Annotated in this window: 12 protein-coding genes; all 12 read left to right on the forward strand. The window is 54.5% G+C overall.

The window, feature by feature from the left end; genetic code table 11:
* The first annotated feature begins 24 nt into the window (after window positions 1–24).
* Window positions 25–2,277: a pyruvate synthase gene (locus tag LAO21_09890; GenBank protein ID MBZ5553020.1), complete on the forward strand. Its 2,253-nt coding sequence runs from the start codon at window positions 25–27 to the stop codon at window positions 2,275–2,277.
* A gap of 286 nt (window positions 2,278–2,563) precedes the next feature.
* Entirely contained in the window at window positions 2,564–3,007 is a 444-nt protein-coding gene (locus tag LAO21_09895) for an OsmC family protein (GenBank protein ID MBZ5553021.1), read from the forward strand.
* A gap of 40 nt (window positions 3,008–3,047) precedes the next feature.
* The gene (locus LAO21_09900; protein ID MBZ5553022.1) at window positions 3,048–3,899 is read left to right on the forward strand and encodes a sulfide/dihydroorotate dehydrogenase-like FAD/NAD-binding protein; all 852 of its coding nucleotides are present in this window, start codon (window positions 3,048–3,050) and stop codon (window positions 3,897–3,899) included.
* Window positions 3,900–3,958: 59 nt separating this feature from the next.
* Window positions 3,959–5,416: an NADPH-dependent glutamate synthase gene (gene gltA / locus LAO21_09905; GenBank protein ID MBZ5553023.1), complete on the forward strand. Its 1,458-nt coding sequence runs from the start codon at window positions 3,959–3,961 to the stop codon at window positions 5,414–5,416.
* A 167-nt stretch (window positions 5,417–5,583) separates the two neighbouring features.
* Complete coding sequence (locus tag LAO21_09910; protein ID MBZ5553024.1) at window positions 5,584–5,973, forward strand: OsmC family protein; 390 nt, start codon at window positions 5,584–5,586, stop codon at window positions 5,971–5,973.
* Between the two features lie 363 nt (window positions 5,974–6,336).
* Window positions 6,337–7,599, forward strand: a complete 1,263-nt coding sequence (locus LAO21_09915; protein ID MBZ5553025.1) for a Glu/Leu/Phe/Val dehydrogenase — start codon at window positions 6,337–6,339, stop codon at window positions 7,597–7,599.
* A 252-nt stretch (window positions 7,600–7,851) separates the two neighbouring features.
* Window positions 7,852–9,153, forward strand: a complete 1,302-nt coding sequence (locus LAO21_09920) for a radical SAM protein (GenBank protein MBZ5553026.1) — start codon at window positions 7,852–7,854, stop codon at window positions 9,151–9,153.
* An 831-nt stretch (window positions 9,154–9,984) separates the two neighbouring features.
* Entirely contained in the window at window positions 9,985–10,959 is a 975-nt protein-coding gene (locus LAO21_09925) for a DmsE family decaheme c-type cytochrome (GenBank protein ID MBZ5553027.1), read from the forward strand.
* Between the two features lie 49 nt (window positions 10,960–11,008).
* Window positions 11,009–13,018 carry a hypothetical protein gene (locus tag LAO21_09930; GenBank protein MBZ5553028.1) on the forward strand — a complete coding sequence of 670 codons (2,010 nt, stop codon included), beginning with the start codon at window positions 11,009–11,011 and terminating at the stop codon, window positions 13,016–13,018.
* A gap of 196 nt (window positions 13,019–13,214) precedes the next feature.
* Window positions 13,215–14,168 (forward strand): NapC/NirT family cytochrome c, encoded by a 954-nt coding sequence (locus LAO21_09935; GenBank protein MBZ5553029.1) that lies wholly within the window; start codon window positions 13,215–13,217, stop codon window positions 14,166–14,168.
* 177 nt (window positions 14,169–14,345) lie between these two features.
* Window positions 14,346–15,134 carry a C-GCAxxG-C-C family protein gene (locus LAO21_09940; protein ID MBZ5553030.1) on the forward strand — a complete coding sequence of 263 codons (789 nt, stop codon included), beginning with the start codon at window positions 14,346–14,348 and terminating at the stop codon, window positions 15,132–15,134.
* Window positions 15,135–15,555: 421 nt separating this feature from the next.
* Window positions 15,556–16,539, forward strand: a complete 984-nt coding sequence (locus LAO21_09945) for a hypothetical protein (GenBank protein ID MBZ5553031.1) — start codon at window positions 15,556–15,558, stop codon at window positions 16,537–16,539.
* Window positions 16,540–16,816 lie beyond the last annotated feature (277 nt).

The raw sequence follows: 16,816 nt of genomic DNA on the forward strand, positions 1-16,816 counted from the left end.
ATCCGTACCCCATAGGAACCGATCATGCCCTTGGACACCACAATTGAAAAGACCGAACTCACGACCTCCGTTGCGGCAGCAACGCAGGCCACATTTATTGGAAACGGGAATGAGGTTGCCGCCAAAGCCATCCTCGATATTGGCTATGATGGAGAAGGCTATTATCCGATCACTCCCTCCAGCGAAGTCGGAGAGATGGTCAGCCGAGCCATTGCCAACGGCGATGCGGACATGTCGTTCGTGGTCGGGACGAGCGAGCTTGCCGCTATTTCTGTTGTCACGGGAATGGCGATTGCCGGCGGACGCGCCGTCGATGTCACCTCTTCACAAGGCCTGATGCTGAAGGCGGAAGAGATGCCGGCCATCAGCGGTCTCGGCCTGCCGGTGGTTTTGAACCTGGCCACCCGCGACATCAATGCGCCGCTCAACATCAAGAATGGACACAGTGATCTGATGGCCTCACTCGGCTGGGGGTGGCTCACCTTCTGTGCCCCGACGGTCCAGGCGGTGTATGACCTGAACATCATCGCCATCAAAGTGGCAGAAACCGTCAATTTGCCTGCCATCGTCGCCTATGACGGCTTCCACACCAGCCATGCCAATCGGCGCATTCTGGTGTTTGCCCAGCGGGAGGACGTCCGTCGATTCGTGGGACCGACCCCTCCCCGCCTCAACCTTCTCGACATGGAACATCCCCATACCTTCGGGCCTTACATGAATGACGATTTAATCAACACGAAGGTACAATTGGACGAGAAATTCAAAAGGGCGTACGACCTCATTCCTCAGATCTTCGAGGAGTTCTATCAGCTCACCGGCCGCCGCTACAATTTTGTGGAGGTCTATGGAGACCCGGATGCCGAGGCCGGGCTCTTCATTTTGAATTCAGCCGGAGAGGCATCGAAGGCCTCGGTCGACAAAATGCGGGCCGAAAACAAACGGGTGAAGGCGATCATTCCGACCGTCTTGCGCCCCTGGCCCGAGGATGAAATGCGCGAGGCCATCGGCACCACACCGCGTCTCGTGGTGGCGGAGAGGGTTTCGCAATATGGGGCGGGAAACTATCTTGCCAACGAACTGGGGGCGACGTTACAACGAGCGGGAAAAACAAACCTGCTCATCAGCCGGACGTATGGGATCGGGGGACTCAATTTCCGTCCCGAGGATGGGGTCGAATTGTTGAACCTGGCGTGGCATTATCCCAGTATCACTGATGACGAGCGAAAGCTGCGGGGTTATTACGGAGCTTGGCCAGGGGATCCCGGCTACGATCCACCGCAGATCTTCAATCCCCTGACCACCCAGGAAACCACCCTGAATGCGAACCAGGTCAAGGTCGATTTCAAGCACCTCTCCCAAATGCCTTCCCGGATCGCCAAGCATTCCGCATGTCCGGGGTGCGGGATGTTCACAAACCTCAATTTGTTCCTGCGCGGCATTGACGGGAATGTCGTGTTCCTTTTCAACACCGGCTGCGGGATGGTCGTGACCACCGGATTTCCCAACACCAGTTTCAAGACCCCGTATTTCCATAATCTCTTTCACAACGGGGCGTCGACCGCGACCGGTGTGGTCGAAATGTATCGCCGGTTCCGCGCCCAGGGAAAAATTAAGGACGAAATCACCTTCATTGTGGTCTCGGGCGACGGCGGCGACGACATCGGAATGGACCAGGTGATCGGATCCGCTTTACGCAATGATCCGTTCATCATGCTCGAATATGACAACAAGGGTTACATGAACACCGGGGGACAACTCTGCTACACTGGGTTCAAGGGCGAGAGGTTCACAAACGCGCCTTTGGGAAAAATGGGCCAGGGCAAGGAACAGCACAGCAAAGACATCATCGAAATCCTGCGAGGCACCAATGCCCCTTACCTCTTCACCGCGGCCGAATCCAATCCCCGCGACGTGATTGGGAAGGCCCGCCGGGCCCAGGCCATGGTCCGCGCCGGAAATTTTGCCTTCGGAAAGGTGTTTTCCGTGTGCCCCCTCAACTGGGGGGCTGAAGACTCGCAAGGCAACGAAATCGTTGATCGAGCCGTCAAGAGTTGTTTGTTCCCTCTCTACGAGATTGAGAACGGGATTACGCGTTTGAATTACGATCCTCAGGCCTCGGGAAGAAAGATCCCCGTTCAATCCGCCTTTGAGGTGATGGGAACGGCATTTTCCCACCTGGCCAAAGAACAGTTCGCCGGCGTCGTACGGGAAATTCAGGAAGAAACGGACAGGCGTTGGGACCGTTTGAAAGAGCTCGCCGCCAATCCCAAGTTGTGATCCCTTTGAATGGCATTTCATTTGACCGCCAATGTCGGAGCAGGACCCCTCGAAGCCGAAGACGCCTGCCGGGGAACGCTGGAGGACTTGGCTGGGAGGGGCAAGAGGTGGTTTCAATCAAGAAGATGGACACAGAAGGTATCGAGAAGCTGACTGAAACGGGGCAGTCCGGCCGCGCCGCGGGTTTCAGTCCAAGGCCGGGTTAAACGGGTCGCCACCCCCTCTGCGCGCTGCTGCGCGGTAGGATCTCAAGAAAGAGGGTTCAACCATGGAGGAATCTCTCACTATGAAACTGACGGTAGATCTCACCAGGGAAAACGGGTTCCGAATCAAGTCCGGCAATCATGTGTTCGTGTGCGACCAAGCCGCTGAAGTACCGGGGCTCCACGCCTCCCTCAGCCCATCCGAGCTGTTGATCGCTTCTCTGGGAGCGAGCATTTCCAACTCGGCGACCGAGTTCTGCAAGGAACATTCCTTGTCGGTGTCGGGTTTGAAGACGATCCTGGAATGGGAATTCGCGGGAGATAAAAACCGGATTGGCAGAATCGATGTCTCGGTGCACATGCCCAATTCCGTCCCCGCGGATCTTGCGGACGACTTCATGTGCGCCATCCACCAGTGCGAGGTTTATCAGACCTTGCAGCTTAAGCCGGAAATGCATTTTCACTCCACCCTCGATGTGGAAAAGCCGGAAGGCGAAACACTGATTCATTTCGCGGGGGCAGAGTAGGCGGAATCTCAGCTCGTTGCTCAAGAGGAGTTTTTCACTCATGCATGTTATCGTTGGCAGAAAACAGCTGGCGCCCGACGTGGTGCAGACCGAAGTCGAAGCTCCCCTGGTCGCCCGAAAGCGCAAGGCGGGGCAATTCGTCATGATCCGGATTAACGAGGAGGGAGAACGCATTCCCTTGACGATTGCAGACTCCGATCCTGTTCGGGGGACGATCACCCTTATTGTGCAGGCGGTCGGAAAATCCACCCGGCTCCTGAACCAGCTGCAGCCGGGCGATACCCTCGCGGACGTGGTCGGACCGCTCGGGAAGCCAACCCATATCGAACCCAATGCCAATGTCGTCTGTATTGGCGGAGGAATCGGTGCGGCGGTGGTCTATCCTATCCTCAAAGCTTATAAGGATTCTTCCAGTCACGTGACTTCGATCATCGGAGCCCGGACCAAGGACCTGTTGATCCTGGAGAACGAAATCCGCGCCCGTTCGGAACAGACCATCGTGACCACTGATGATGGCAGCTACGGGATGCATGGATTCGTAACGGACGCGCTGAAAAAGCTCATGAACAACGGAAAACCCATCGATCTCGTCATCGCGATCGGGCCCGTCCCGATGATGCGCGCGGTGTGCCGGGTGACCCAGGAAGCGAAGATCAAGACCATCGTCAGCCTCAACCCGATTATGGTGGATGGAACGGGCATGTGCGGGGGATGCCGCGTGATGGTCGGCGGGAAGATGCAGTTCGTCTGTGTCGATGGTCCCGAATTCGAGGGTCATGAGGTGGATTTTGATGAGCTGACGGCACGGCTCAAGAGCTACGTGGAGTTTGAAAAGGAAGCTCAAGCGAGGTATGAAAACCTTTGTGGGGTCCATTGCGGCATCGAGTCGTGAGAACCGTTTTGGCCGCCCCGGATCGAGAACAAAAATTCTTCTGAATTTCAGTTAAAACTATGGCAAAGAAAATTGGCGCGAAGACAAAAACCCCGATGAAATGCCAGGAACCCCTGGAGCGGGCGCACAACTTCAGTGAAGTGGCGCTGGGCTACGCCGAGGAGGAGGCCGTATTTGAGGCCAATCGGTGCATTGAGTGCAAGAACATGCCCTGCATCGCGGGTTGTCCTGTCGAGATTGACATCCCCGCCTTCGTCAAAGCGATTGCCGAACGGCGATTCGAAGACGCCGCCCGGATCTTGAAATCAAAGAACTCGCTGCCCGCGATCTGCGGCCGAGTCTGCCCGCAAGAAGAGCAATGCGAATTGAAGTGCACGCTGGGCGCCCGTTTCGAGCCGGTCGCCATCGGACGGCTCGAGCGTTTCGTCGCCGATTGGGCGAGAGCGCATATGGCCGAGGAGATCCCGACGATGCGACCCTCCAATGGCAAGAAGGTCGCCGTGGTGGGCTCAGGACCTGCCGGCCTGACCCTGGCGGGAGACTTGATCCAGTTGGGCTACCAGGTCACTATTTTCGAGGCGCTGCACAAGGCGGGAGGAGTTCTCGTTTATGGCATCCCTGAATTCCGTCTCCCCAAGGCGATCGTGCAAAAAGAGATTGACTACCTGATCAAGATGGGCGTCGAGCTGCAGACCAGCGTTGTCATCGGAAAATCCCTGACATTGACGGAATTGATGACCGAATTCGGTTTTGATGCCGTGTTCATTGGCACCGGCGCGGGTCTCCCTTCCTTCATGAAGATTCCGGGAATCAATTTGATTGGCGTTTATTCTGCCAACGAGTATCTCACCCGGTCCAATCTGATGAAGGCCTATCGATTCCCGGAATACGACACCCCCGTGATCCGAGGCCGCCATGTGGCGGTCGTGGGAGGTGGCAATACCGCGATGGACTCCATCCGAACCGCGTTGCGCCTGGGCGCCGAGAACGCCTACCTGGTGTACCGCCGCTCCCGGGCAGAAATGCCGGCTCGCAAGGAGGAAGTGGAGCACGCGGAAGAGGAGGGCGTCCAATTCCACATGCTGACCAATCCGGTCGAGATCCTCGGCGATGAGAAGGGCCGCGTCCGGAGCATGCGGGTCCAGAGGATGGAACTCGGCGAACCCGATGAATCCGGGCGCCGCAAGCCGATTCCTTTGTCCGGCTCTGAATTCGAATTGACCGTCGATACCGTCGTAATGGCGGTGGGTCAGGGAGCAAACCCCGTCCTGACGTCCACCGCGCCGGATCTAAAAACAAATAAGTGGGGGAACATCGTCGCCGATCCCGAGACAGGGGCGACGAACATCCCGGGAGTCTTTGCGGGAGGGGATATTGTCTCGGGTGGTGCAACCGTCATTCTGGCGATGGGCGCGGGGCGAAAAGCCGCACGGGCTATCGACCAGTATCTCCGGGAACGAGACCTGGCCACTGCGCCGCAAGCGCTGGAGACCGAAGAAAGCACGGTTCCTAACTGACGACCGGTGTCGCGCGGGTGACTTTGGAAGTCCACGATCCATCCAGTCAGGAATACTTGAATGCAACCCACGCTTGAGTTAGCCCGTCCTAATGAACCTGATCGCCGGGCGCTCGGCCCTGCTCTGAGCCGGATGGGCCTTCCGTGGAACAAGGAGGCTAGAAGAAAATGTCAGTGATTGTGAATCACCGTGATAAGTATTCCTTCGAGGCCCATACACGGAATCATCTGATCCTGAGCGATCAGCCAACTTCTTCTGGAGGCGGCGACTCGGCCATGACCCCCAATGAGCTGTTCGTCTCCTCCTTGGGCCTGAGCATGGCAGTCTATATCCAGCACTTCTTCCGGGCCCGGAACCTGCCCGGAGATCGGTTTTCGCTTCACCTCGACTGGGAGCAGGAGGAAAATCCGACCCGGATTTCCAAAGTGAGTGCCTGCATTCATCTGCCCCCTGAGGTGCCCGAACGTTATCGAGAAGCCCTGCGCCACGCCGCGGAATCCTGCCCTCTCGAGCACACGTTGCGGTCTGCACTCAAGATTGAAGTCCAAATCGGGTAAGGGAGTCCAATGAACAGAGACTCAAAGGAGGTGATCGAGTTGAGCGGCCGACGAGGTTATTTTCCTCTGGATTCGGCCCTCGGACGCATTTTCTTTCGGATCAGACTTCGCATCTGAGACCGCGAAGGAACTTTGCTTCAAGCCAGTCCTCATAGCGTTGTTTCATTCAAAGGCATGAGACGGGTTCTCAGGCCCGGATGGATGAAAATCCAAGGGGAATTCATCCGAATGCGATCAGAAATCAATGAAAGGCTGAGTGTTGATCTTCGATATCAGTAGACCCCGGTTCTTTCGTAATGGGATTTTCCAGAGTTAAACACGAACGGCAAACCTCTCCAGAAAGGAAACATCATGACACCCACTATGACTCAAGAGTTAACGGAAACCTTGAATGCCTTCGAGATTGCCCAGAAACAGTTCGCCGATGCGGCGGACATTTTAGGGCTGGACGAAGGTGTTCGCAAGAAGCTCAGAACTCCCGAACGATGTCTAACCGTCGCCATCCCCACCCGGATGGACGACGGCCGTCTTGAGGTTTTTGTCGGACATCGGGTACAACACAACACCACCCGCGGCCCCGCTAAGGGCGGGATCCGTTTTCATCCCAACGTCACCCTGGATGAAGTCAAAGCTCTGGCCAGCTGGATGACTTGGAAGTGTGCGACGGTCGGCATCCCCTATGGCGGCGCTAAGGGCGGCATTACCTGCAACCCGAAGGAGATGTCCCAAGGCGAACTGGAACGAATGACCCGCCGCTATGCCTCGGAGATCTCGATCATTATCGGACCTGAAAAAGACATCCCTGCACCGGATGTGTACACCAATGCTCAGACCATGGCCTGGATCATGGATACTTATTCCATGAACAAGGGCTATGCGGTGCCTGGCGTGGTTACCGGAAAGCCTCTGGCGTTGGGTGGATCGCTCGGCCGCAATGAAGCCACCGCCCAGGGTTGCGTTTACATCATTGAAGAAGCCGCTAAGAAACTGGGCATCGATTTGAAGACCGCCACTGCCGTGATTCAAGGGTATGGGAATGCCGGATCCATCGCGGCCTACCTCCTTCATGACCTCGGAGTGAAAATCATCGCCGTCAGTGACTCCCGGGGAGGCATCTTGAACACCCAGGGTTTCGATCCGAGAAAAGTATTGGAGTTCAAGAATCAGACCGGCTCGGTCGTGGGTTTCCCGGGCACCGAACCGATCTCCAATGAAGAGATCCTCAAGCTCAAGTGCGACATCCTGGTCCCGGCAGCCCTCGAAAACTGCATTACTCTGAAGAACGCTGCCAAGATCAATGCGAAGATCGTGGCGGAGGCGGCGAATGGACCGACCACGCCGGGCGCCGACGAGATTCTCTTCGACCGCAAGATCGTCGTCCTTCCCGACATTCTCGCCAATGCCGGCGGAGTCACGGTCAGCTACTTCGAGTGGGTACAGAACGTTCAGGAACTGTACTGGGATATCGAGGACGTGAACTCCCGCTTGAAGAAGATTATGACCCGCAGCTTTAACGACGTTTACGCCATCCACAAGGACAAGAAGATCAACATGCGGAAGGCGGCCTATGTACTGGCAGTCGGTCGTGTGGCAGAGGCCTTTAAGTTGCGCGGCCTGTTTCCATGATCGGGTGCTGCATTCGTTTGAAGTCGCACGTTTCCTCAGCAGAAGGCCCGGGACATCGAGCGGCCTTCGTATGAGTGCATAGAATGTTCCCGAAAGGACGGCGCCGAGAAGGCAGAATTTGTGCCGTCCTTTTGGGACCTCTTCGCAGGTCTCGACTCGGCCCCGCACCGCCCCAAGAACGAGATAATTTGTATCCCCGGATAAGGAGAAAAAGAAGACCGTAGGGGTAGCGACCGACGATCTTTTCTAAATATGCGCCTGGACCTCACACTCAACAACTTCCGCAACCAGCGGGTCATCATTCATGCCAAGCATGATTCCATCTCCATTTGTCTGAACCACTTCAACAACAGCCTCAACTTCGACCGTGAAGGACGGATGATCTCCGTTTTTCTGAATGGGCATACCTTCCAACGCAGCGAAGACAATCGGTATCTGGTCAAATGGAAGACCGACAAGTTGGGTTCCCCGCTAACCATGCGCCGCTCCCTGGAACCGAAAGAGATCCAGGAGTTTTTCACCAACGCGCGGGAGACCGTTCGTGAGGTTCTCGAGGCCTTGCAGCTGCAGAAAATGAAGGCTCTGATTGAGCAGCATATCCCGGTGAGTGAAGCCAAAGCGGTTCAGGAGTGGATGCAGCGAATTCTCTCCTACACCCTGGATCGTTACGCCGAGCGAGCCAAGGAATTTCTTCAGATCTATAAACCGATCAGTATCCTCCCGCCCGACCAGTACCGCTCGCTGGTGGTCCAGGGGACTGAAGGGTGCCATTACAACCAGTGCAGCTTTTGCACCTTTTACAAGGACCGCGAGTTCCGAATCAAGACGCCCGCGGAGTTTCGAAAACATCTCAAGGACGTCCGGAATTATTACGGGGAATCCCTCCGCCTGCGCCGGACGATTTTTCTCGGTGACGCCAACGCCATCGTGACGCCCCAGAAAACCCTCCTGAAGTTTCTCGACGCCCTCAATGAGGAGTTCGATATCACCCCGCCCGGCATGGAGAAAGAAGACCGCACCCTTTGGAAGAAAGCCCATCCCATCCACTTCAACGGGATCGTGTCCTTCATGGATTGCTTCTCCTCCAAGCAAAAGACGGTCGAGGAATTCAAGGAGATGGCAGCTCGAAATCTCAAACGAGTCTATATTGGAGTCGAGACGGGAAGTGATCCCCTCCTGGCCTTCCTCAATAAACCCGGCCGGAGTGAAGAGATTCGCGAAGCCGTGGAGCACGTCAAGAAGGCCGATCTGTCCGTGGGGTTGATTATTATGGTGGGGATTGGAGGAATGAAGTTCAATGCGGACCATATCGAAAAAACGGTCAAGCTGTTGCGCTCCCTCCCGCTGAACGAGCACGATCTGATTTATTTCTCTGAATTTGTACAACTTCCGGAGATGCCCTATACGCGCAAGGCCACGGAAGAGCGAATCCGACCGCTTTCACCCACTCAAATCAAGACCCAAATGACCCTGATGCGCCAACAACTCCGAGCTAATTATCCGATCCCACCGGCGAAGCTCTCGGTCTACGACGTCAGGGATTTCATGTACTGATCTGGCCTTCCCCATAATTTTCTTGCGTCCTCTATTCGTCGGTCCTTCCCTCTTCTCATTTCGTGCTCTGGGACCCGCCTTCTGGAGCTTCTCCTCGATCTTCGAAGCGGCACCAAGAGATCGCCCTGGCACGCTCTTGGAGTGGATTACTCCCGCTCCCCCTGGCTGGAGGGCTGCGGCGTACATCCAGTATTTTTCACCGCCATTTTTGCCTCAGGCGCCCCGACTGGCATCAAAACCTCGAAAAGCTACCAAGAGTGCCTCTCCCTTTTGGTCGCGGGTTCGGAACGACCGGGAGTGCAATCATCCCAAGTAAAAAGTCCGATTATTCCCTGCTTGGGGGTCAAAATGTCCTCTCTACCATCTTGGCCGGACCATTTCATACCTGTCAAATTTTCCACCTCCGAACCCTTTTTTTGCAACCTCTCGATGAAACACTCTGTTGCACTGCAACGGTGGCATTCCGAGGCTTCCGGTATTAGCATTTTCAATTTCAGCTAATCCTTTGATTCTAAATATAATTCTTACGCAGCCTTTTCTTTGACTTCCAGACTTCATTGGCGTACGAATTGCTGAATCTGTATGTGAATTATTGCACTAAGGTTCGCCATTGCCAGCAGTTCGGTGCAATGGCAGACGGAATGCTTACGAATCGAACATTGAAGCAAGGAAGTAGTTGCAAATGATTAATGACAACTCCGGTCTAGATTGGCTAGAATTTGCCCTTGCTTCAAGCTCGCCTCTCTTAAGGCTGCACGTTCAAGTTGTCATTCCCGGAAACACCCAGCTTCTTTGAGCATTCCACCTAGTATGAACTACAAGGAGATTACTATGACCTCATCCACGAGCCCGCTGAAAGCGATCAAAATGACGCTCATCAGCGGCTTGGTGCTTGTAGGACTTGTGGGCGCCTTTTCCCTATCCTTCTCGAAATCGGCAAAGCCCGACAAGGGAAAAACTCCGCAGGCTACATCGGCGAATTACAAGGCGGAGGATTATGTCGGGGCTGAGACCTGCAAGACCTGCCACGAAGAGATATACAACAACTTCCAAAAGACGGGCCACTTCAAGCTGACGCGATATGGAAACTGGACGGCCGACAACAAGGGCTGCGAGGCCTGTCATGGCCCGGGCAAAGCTCACGTGGATGCAGGTGGCGATAAGACCAAGATCCATACGTTCGAGGACCAGTCAGCCAAACAGATCTCTGAAACATGTCTCCGTTGCCACGCCGGAAAAGAGGAGCACAACAACTTCCGCCGGGGGGAACACTGGCGGAATGATGTGAGCTGTATCAACTGCCATGCGCCGCATTCGGCGACGGCGACGGCTCAGAAGATGCTGGTCCAGAAAGAGCCGATGCTGTGCTTCTCCTGCCACAACGAAATCAAAGCGCAATTCGCCATGCCTTTCCGTCACAAGGTCATCGAAGGCACCATGAAGTGCACCGACTGCCACAATCCTCACGGAGGGTTTGAACAAAAGCAGGTGAGGCTGGCAACCGGCGGCGACGCCCCCTGCATGAAATGTCACGCGGACAAACAGGGACCCTTTGTATTTGAGCATGCCCCGCTGAGGGAAGAGGGTTGCACGATTTGCCATATCCCGCACGGGTCGAACAATGCAAAACTGCTGAAACGCAATGAGGTGCGGATCCTCTGCCTGGAGTGCCACAGCAATGCCGGCACGGTGGGAGCCCCTGATACCCCCTCGTTCCACAACCAGGCGACCGTGCGCTTCCAGAACTGCACTACGTGTCATGCCAAGATCCACGGGTCGAATCTCGATCGATTCTACTTCCGCTGAGGCTTGAGGGGCTTATACCGCTAACGATATTTTGGGAGAAACGCACATTATGAAAAATAAAATCGGATTCACGCTTTTGATCGTGCTGGGGATCGCGCTGGGAGCCTTGGTGGTCCGTGCACAATCCACTCCCCCCTCCGGCGAAACGATCCTGGGGAATTATACCGTGACCCAGGACGCCGAGTTCGGGGTGCGGTTTTTGGGCAGAGATGGGAATGACAACAAATACCGCAACGATCTGAATTACGGCCGCGGTTTCCGGCTCTTCAATTACGATTTCCTGGCGCGGTCGAAGGACGGCGACGGAGGCTTATTCGATTTATTCCGCGTCACAGCCCTCGGCTGGGGCGGAGATCCCAACGAGTATTTGCGGGTGGATGTCGAGAAGAACAAGTGGTACCGCTTTGATGCGAACTTCCGCCAGTTTGACTACTTTAACAACCTCACGAACCTGGCCTTGAATCAGCACCTCGCCGATAACAACCGAAAATTCGGTGATTTCAATCTGGCGCTCTTCCCCGACAATCAGCGCTTCAAGTTTTATGTCGGTTACACGATGGACCAAAGCAACGGGAATGCGATCACCACGTACGATTATCAGCGCGATGAGTTCCCGATCCTGTCCCCCATCCGGTCCGTGGCCAACGACTGGCGGGTTGGTTTTGATGCCAAGTTGTGGGTGTTTGATGTTTCTTTTCTCCAGGGCTACAGAATTTTTAAAGACGACACGACTTATGTGGTTCCCTCCCTCAATGTGGGGAACAATCCGACCAACACGAGCGTGATCAATTTCCTGCAGCGGGATGTCCCCTCGCGCACTCACATGCCCTTTACCCGCTTCAGTGCCCATACGCTGATCAAGAAGAAGCTCGACTTTACCGGTCGGTTTATCTATACGACCGGAACCACGACGTATAACCTTGCGGAGCTCGTGAAGGGGGTCGATGCCTCGGCCAACAATATTCTCCTGGATCTTTTCCAGGGGGCCGGGAGCGCCCGGCGGCCTAACGGGATTGGTGACTTAGGCATAAGTCTGTTCGCCACCGACCGATTGACCATCTCGGAGACGTTCCGAGTGAACAGTTTCCGCATTACGGGCGGGGCGAACATCCTCGAATCCTTGTTCCGCAATCGCACCACCGCTTTTGGAACAACCACCCTTCCGCCTCTCTTTACCCCCAGCCTGACCTTCGAGCTGGTTGGATATCGTCTGTTCTCCAACTACGTTGAGGGGGACTACAAGTTCAGTTCGAGATTCTCCGGCCATGTCGGCTATCGTTATACGGCGCGGCGAGTGGAGTTGGGGACCTCGATTCAACCCCCTCTGGGAACGCCGCTCGATACCGACACACAGTTCAACCACACCAATTCGGTGATTGTGGGGTTCAAGGCGCGTCCCGCTTCCATCTGGACTGTCTTTTTTGACTTTGAGCGGGGCACGGCCGACAACGTGTTTACCCGGCTCTCCAATTACAACTACAACAACTTCCGCGTGCGCACCAGCGTGAAACCAACCAAGACGCTCACTTTCAATGCCTCGATGGTGACCCGGGACAATAACAATCCCGCGCTCACGCTGGCGGGCCAGAATTTTGGTGTGGATTCCAAGGGACGGATTTTCAGCGCCTCCGCGGATTTCACGCCCAGCTCCAAGTTCTCTCTTACCGCGGGCTATACCTATAACAGGCTCACCTCCGACTCCTCCATCATCTTCTTTCTTGGCGGCGTCCAGACCACGGGGGATAGCTTGTATTTCCTGAGAGACCATTACTTCTATTTCAATTCCCACGTGCAGCTTCATCCGCGGGTGGGCCTCTCCTTCGGCTATCGCATCGAGAAGGATAACGGCCAGGGAGACCAGGTTGCGACTTCAACGAGCCAGCTGATTTCGTCTTATCCTCTTCAATTCCACTCGCCCGAGGTCCGGTTGACTGTTAAGCTTCATGAGCATCTGGATTGGAACGGCGGGTTTCAGCGGTTTGACTACAAGGAGAAATTCCTGAACAACCAGAACTACCGAGCGAATCTGCCTTACACTTCGCTTCGGCTCTACTTCTGAGCGATGTCAACGGCGCTCGGGGTAGAACTATTGAATTAACAAGGATTATGTTTATCGAATATCTCCGAGAGGCCCGCCGGTCGAAGCCATAACAGCGGCGGGGATCTCCTGAGATTTTAAAGTCTTGAATCGAGATCTTAACCAGCCACTCCGTGAAATTCTTCACATGACGTTAACGTCAGAAAGGATCATTTTTATGGTAAAGAAGCTCATTTTAGCATTTACGTTCTTACTTATTCTTGCAAGTCTATCTTTGGCCGCCAATCCCACCCCGGCACCGCTCAATGTTCCGACCTATAACTATACGGAGTCGAACGGCTGTCCGAGTTGCCACTTTACGTCGGGCGCGGGGGGCGATCACATGATGGAAGCGGTGGGCGTGACGATCGACAAGGCGAACACCGCCTTCACGTTGTCTGGAAGCGGTTGGCGTGCTTCCCGGCATGCTCAATCCAATCATGGATCCACTCAGAACACCTTCTGTGCAAAATGCCACTCTCCTATCCAGGCCACACCTCAAGCGACCTTTAACAATGGATTCATGGAGAACACCGCGTTGATAGCTGATGGCACGATGGAAGGTGTGACTTGCGCGGGATGCCACCCGCCTCATGGTACTGTTCCCCGGCTGGGGATCTATCATTACGGCCAGGACAAGACCAAGGCGGCATCTTACACATTGGTTGCCGAAGACGAACAAGACCTGTTGTGCCTTAACTGCCACGTCAATCGACACAACGAAAGCAATGTGGCCTTCAAGCGCATGTACGACGCCGGTGTGCAGTGCACCGATTGCCACATGGCTGTTTATGGTCAGATTGTAAATAGCACGGTGATGAAGCGCTTCCATGATTTCAAGGTCGCAGAGAACCTTCCGTATTCCTGCGGTGTCGACGGTGCGGTTTCAGGATTCCGTTGCCATCCCGGTTTCAGCACGGAAGCAACACTCGCTTTCCTGCCCTTCTTGAAGGAGCAGCACAGTGATTGGTGGCCACTGAATCCGAGTGCCGGCAAAAGGGCAGGTACGACGGCTGCAAGGACACTGACAACACCAGCGGATTACATGGACCTGTGGAAAGAGATCCAGAACCGGACCACCCGGGTATCGGTCGAAGCAAAACGAGTGGATCGAATCCCGGCTGCCCAGTAGCCCTGTTTGTTCGCTTGACGGCAGCACTCTGAATTCTGTTTATTTGGGCCGCGTAGGAATTGAGGGAAGGCGACCCTTCATCAGTTCTTTAGCGGCCTTTCTTCATTATATTATTGTGAATTTGTTCACAAATAAGAGAGTACGGTCGATCTCAAACTCAAACCTAGGAGGTAGTAAATGGACTCATCCAATAGAAGAAGTTTCGTCAAGAACGTGGGTGGAATCGCCATCGGTGCAGTCGCTGGATCCGGGGTCACGAGACTTATTTCGTCGGACGAAGCGCCGCTGGCTGTTCCGGCTTTGCCTTGGCCCTATGTGGAATTGGATCCGATTGCAGTAGCCGAGAGAGCGTATCTGGGCTATTCCAACGGTGGGTGCATGTACGGGGCATTCGAAGGCATTATCGGGGAGTTACGCACCAAGCTGGGAGCACCATTCGATACCTTTCCCACGACCATGATGAAATACGGCGGTGGGGGGGTCGCCGGCTGGGGTAGTCTTTGTGGAGCTCTGAATGGCATCGCCGCAGCCATTTATCTTCTCAAGGATTCAAAAACCGGAAACGATCTGATTAGCGAAATCTTCAATTGGTACGGAGTAGAGAAGCTCCCGAATTACAGACCCAAGACCCCAAAGTTCGAGATTGCCACCACGGTTTCGGAGTCCCAACTCTGTCATGTGTCCGTCACGAAGTGGGCTAATCACACGGGTTTCAAGACGGGCTCTCCCGAGCGAGCTGAAAGATGCGCCTGGCTGACTGCTTCTGTCGCCAAGCGGACAACAGAACTGTTGAATCAACAACTCTCCGGGACCTATCAGCGGACACACCTGACGCCTGCTAATGTTACTTTGTGTTTGCAGTGTCATGGACCCAGTGGCACGGTAGCCAATGTCCATATTACCGGGGGTCAAAGTAACTGTACCTCTTGTCATCATCGCCACTGGGCTGGAGGAGTCGAGTTCTGATTCCTGAGCTTGGTCGCGTTCGCTTATTCAGGGGCCAGGGAGCCTGAACACAGTCTTGGTATTAGAGTCAATCGTCTTCCCTGCCCCCAATCTTGACCTGAAGCCTCCCGCTTAATCCGGGGATGGGGCCGCATTCGATCTTGATGGAAGGTACACTCCATTGATTCGATGCGGCCCTTTTGCTTCTCTATGAACGTCTCTGAATACTCCGTCACGGGAATTAAGGTGTCACCAAAACGACATTTTGTTGTAAGATGAGGATGAGAGGATTTTGAACAGCCGCGCCTGCAGAGTGGCTGTATCTTGAAATAAGGAGGCCCAATGGCCATGGCTGAAAACAATAAGAGTCCCTAGGGCTTTTTTTTGAACAATTATTGTGAAAATATTCACAAAACGTTAACGTCAGAAAGGACCCTCACTTATGCCCAAGAAATTCATTGTTTTGTTTGGCTTCATGTTTTTCATTCTTACAATTTTAACGCTTATTACATTTGCAGCCACGCCGACACCGGCGCCCTTGAACCCTCCAACTTACAATTACTCCGAGGCCAACGGTTGCGTTCGATGTCATTTCACGAGCGGCGTGTCTGCCGATCACATGTTGGACGTCGTCGGGGTGACGATCGACGCCAACAACACCGCATTCTCACTCTCCGGGAACGGTTGGTTCGCATCACGCCACGCACAATCCAACCACGGGTCGACACAGAATACCTTCTGCGCCAAGTGCCACTCTCCCCTTCAGTCCACTGCCCAGGCAACATTCAACAACGGATTTATGGAGAATACGGCTTTGATCCCGGATGGTGTGGTGGAGGGTGTAACTTGTGCGGCTTGTCACCCATCTCACACTGTGGCTGTCGCTCTTGGCCGCCGAGTGGCCATATATAAGCCCGGCGGGGATAAGAACAAGCCCGAGGCTTACCAGGTTGTCCTCGAAGGCCAGGATGATCTGCTCTGCCTCAACTGCCACGTCAACCGCCACAATGAAGCCAATGCGGCGTTCAAACGCATGTACGATGCGGGCGTTGAATGCGTTGATTGCCACATGGCTCCGTATGGGCTGACCAACAACGGCCTGGGAACGGTTCAGAAGCGCTTCCACGATTTCAAGGTGGCGCAGAATCTTCCCTATTCGTGTGGTGTGGACGGATCGGTGAGTGGATTTGTTTGCCATGCGGGATTCAACAAGGAATCGACTCTCGCCTTTCTTCCCTACATGAAGGAGCAACACAGCGATTGGTGGCCCCTGAATCCCAGCACCGGCAAGAGGGCTGCGACAACGGCTGTGGGTGCGCTACAGACTTCGGAAGACTATATGGCACTCTGGAAGCGAATCCAAGAGCGAGGCGGACAGCTGCCCCTTGAGCACAAACAAATTGATCGGAAAGAAATTCATCCCTAGCTATCATATATAATCTAATCACGACATTTGGTTTATCCACTCTTGGGCCGTAACAGGAATGAAGGCAGGCACACTGCTGACATCCCCATACGGCCCTTTTTCATGCAGTATTGCCCTCAATCTGCAACGTGCCGCATGTAACAAATCTGTTGCATGCAACCGAACGGGAAACTGCGAATATCGCCGGAAATGGGACGAATTGTCCTGATCTTATACAGTCAATGGGACTTAAATTCCATATGAACAAATGAATCTTTTCACATGAATGGCAGAGGAC

This window comes from Terriglobia bacterium, from assembly GCA_020073085.1.
GTDB lineage: Bacteria > Acidobacteriota > Terriglobia > JAIQFV01 > JAIQFV01 > JAIQFV01.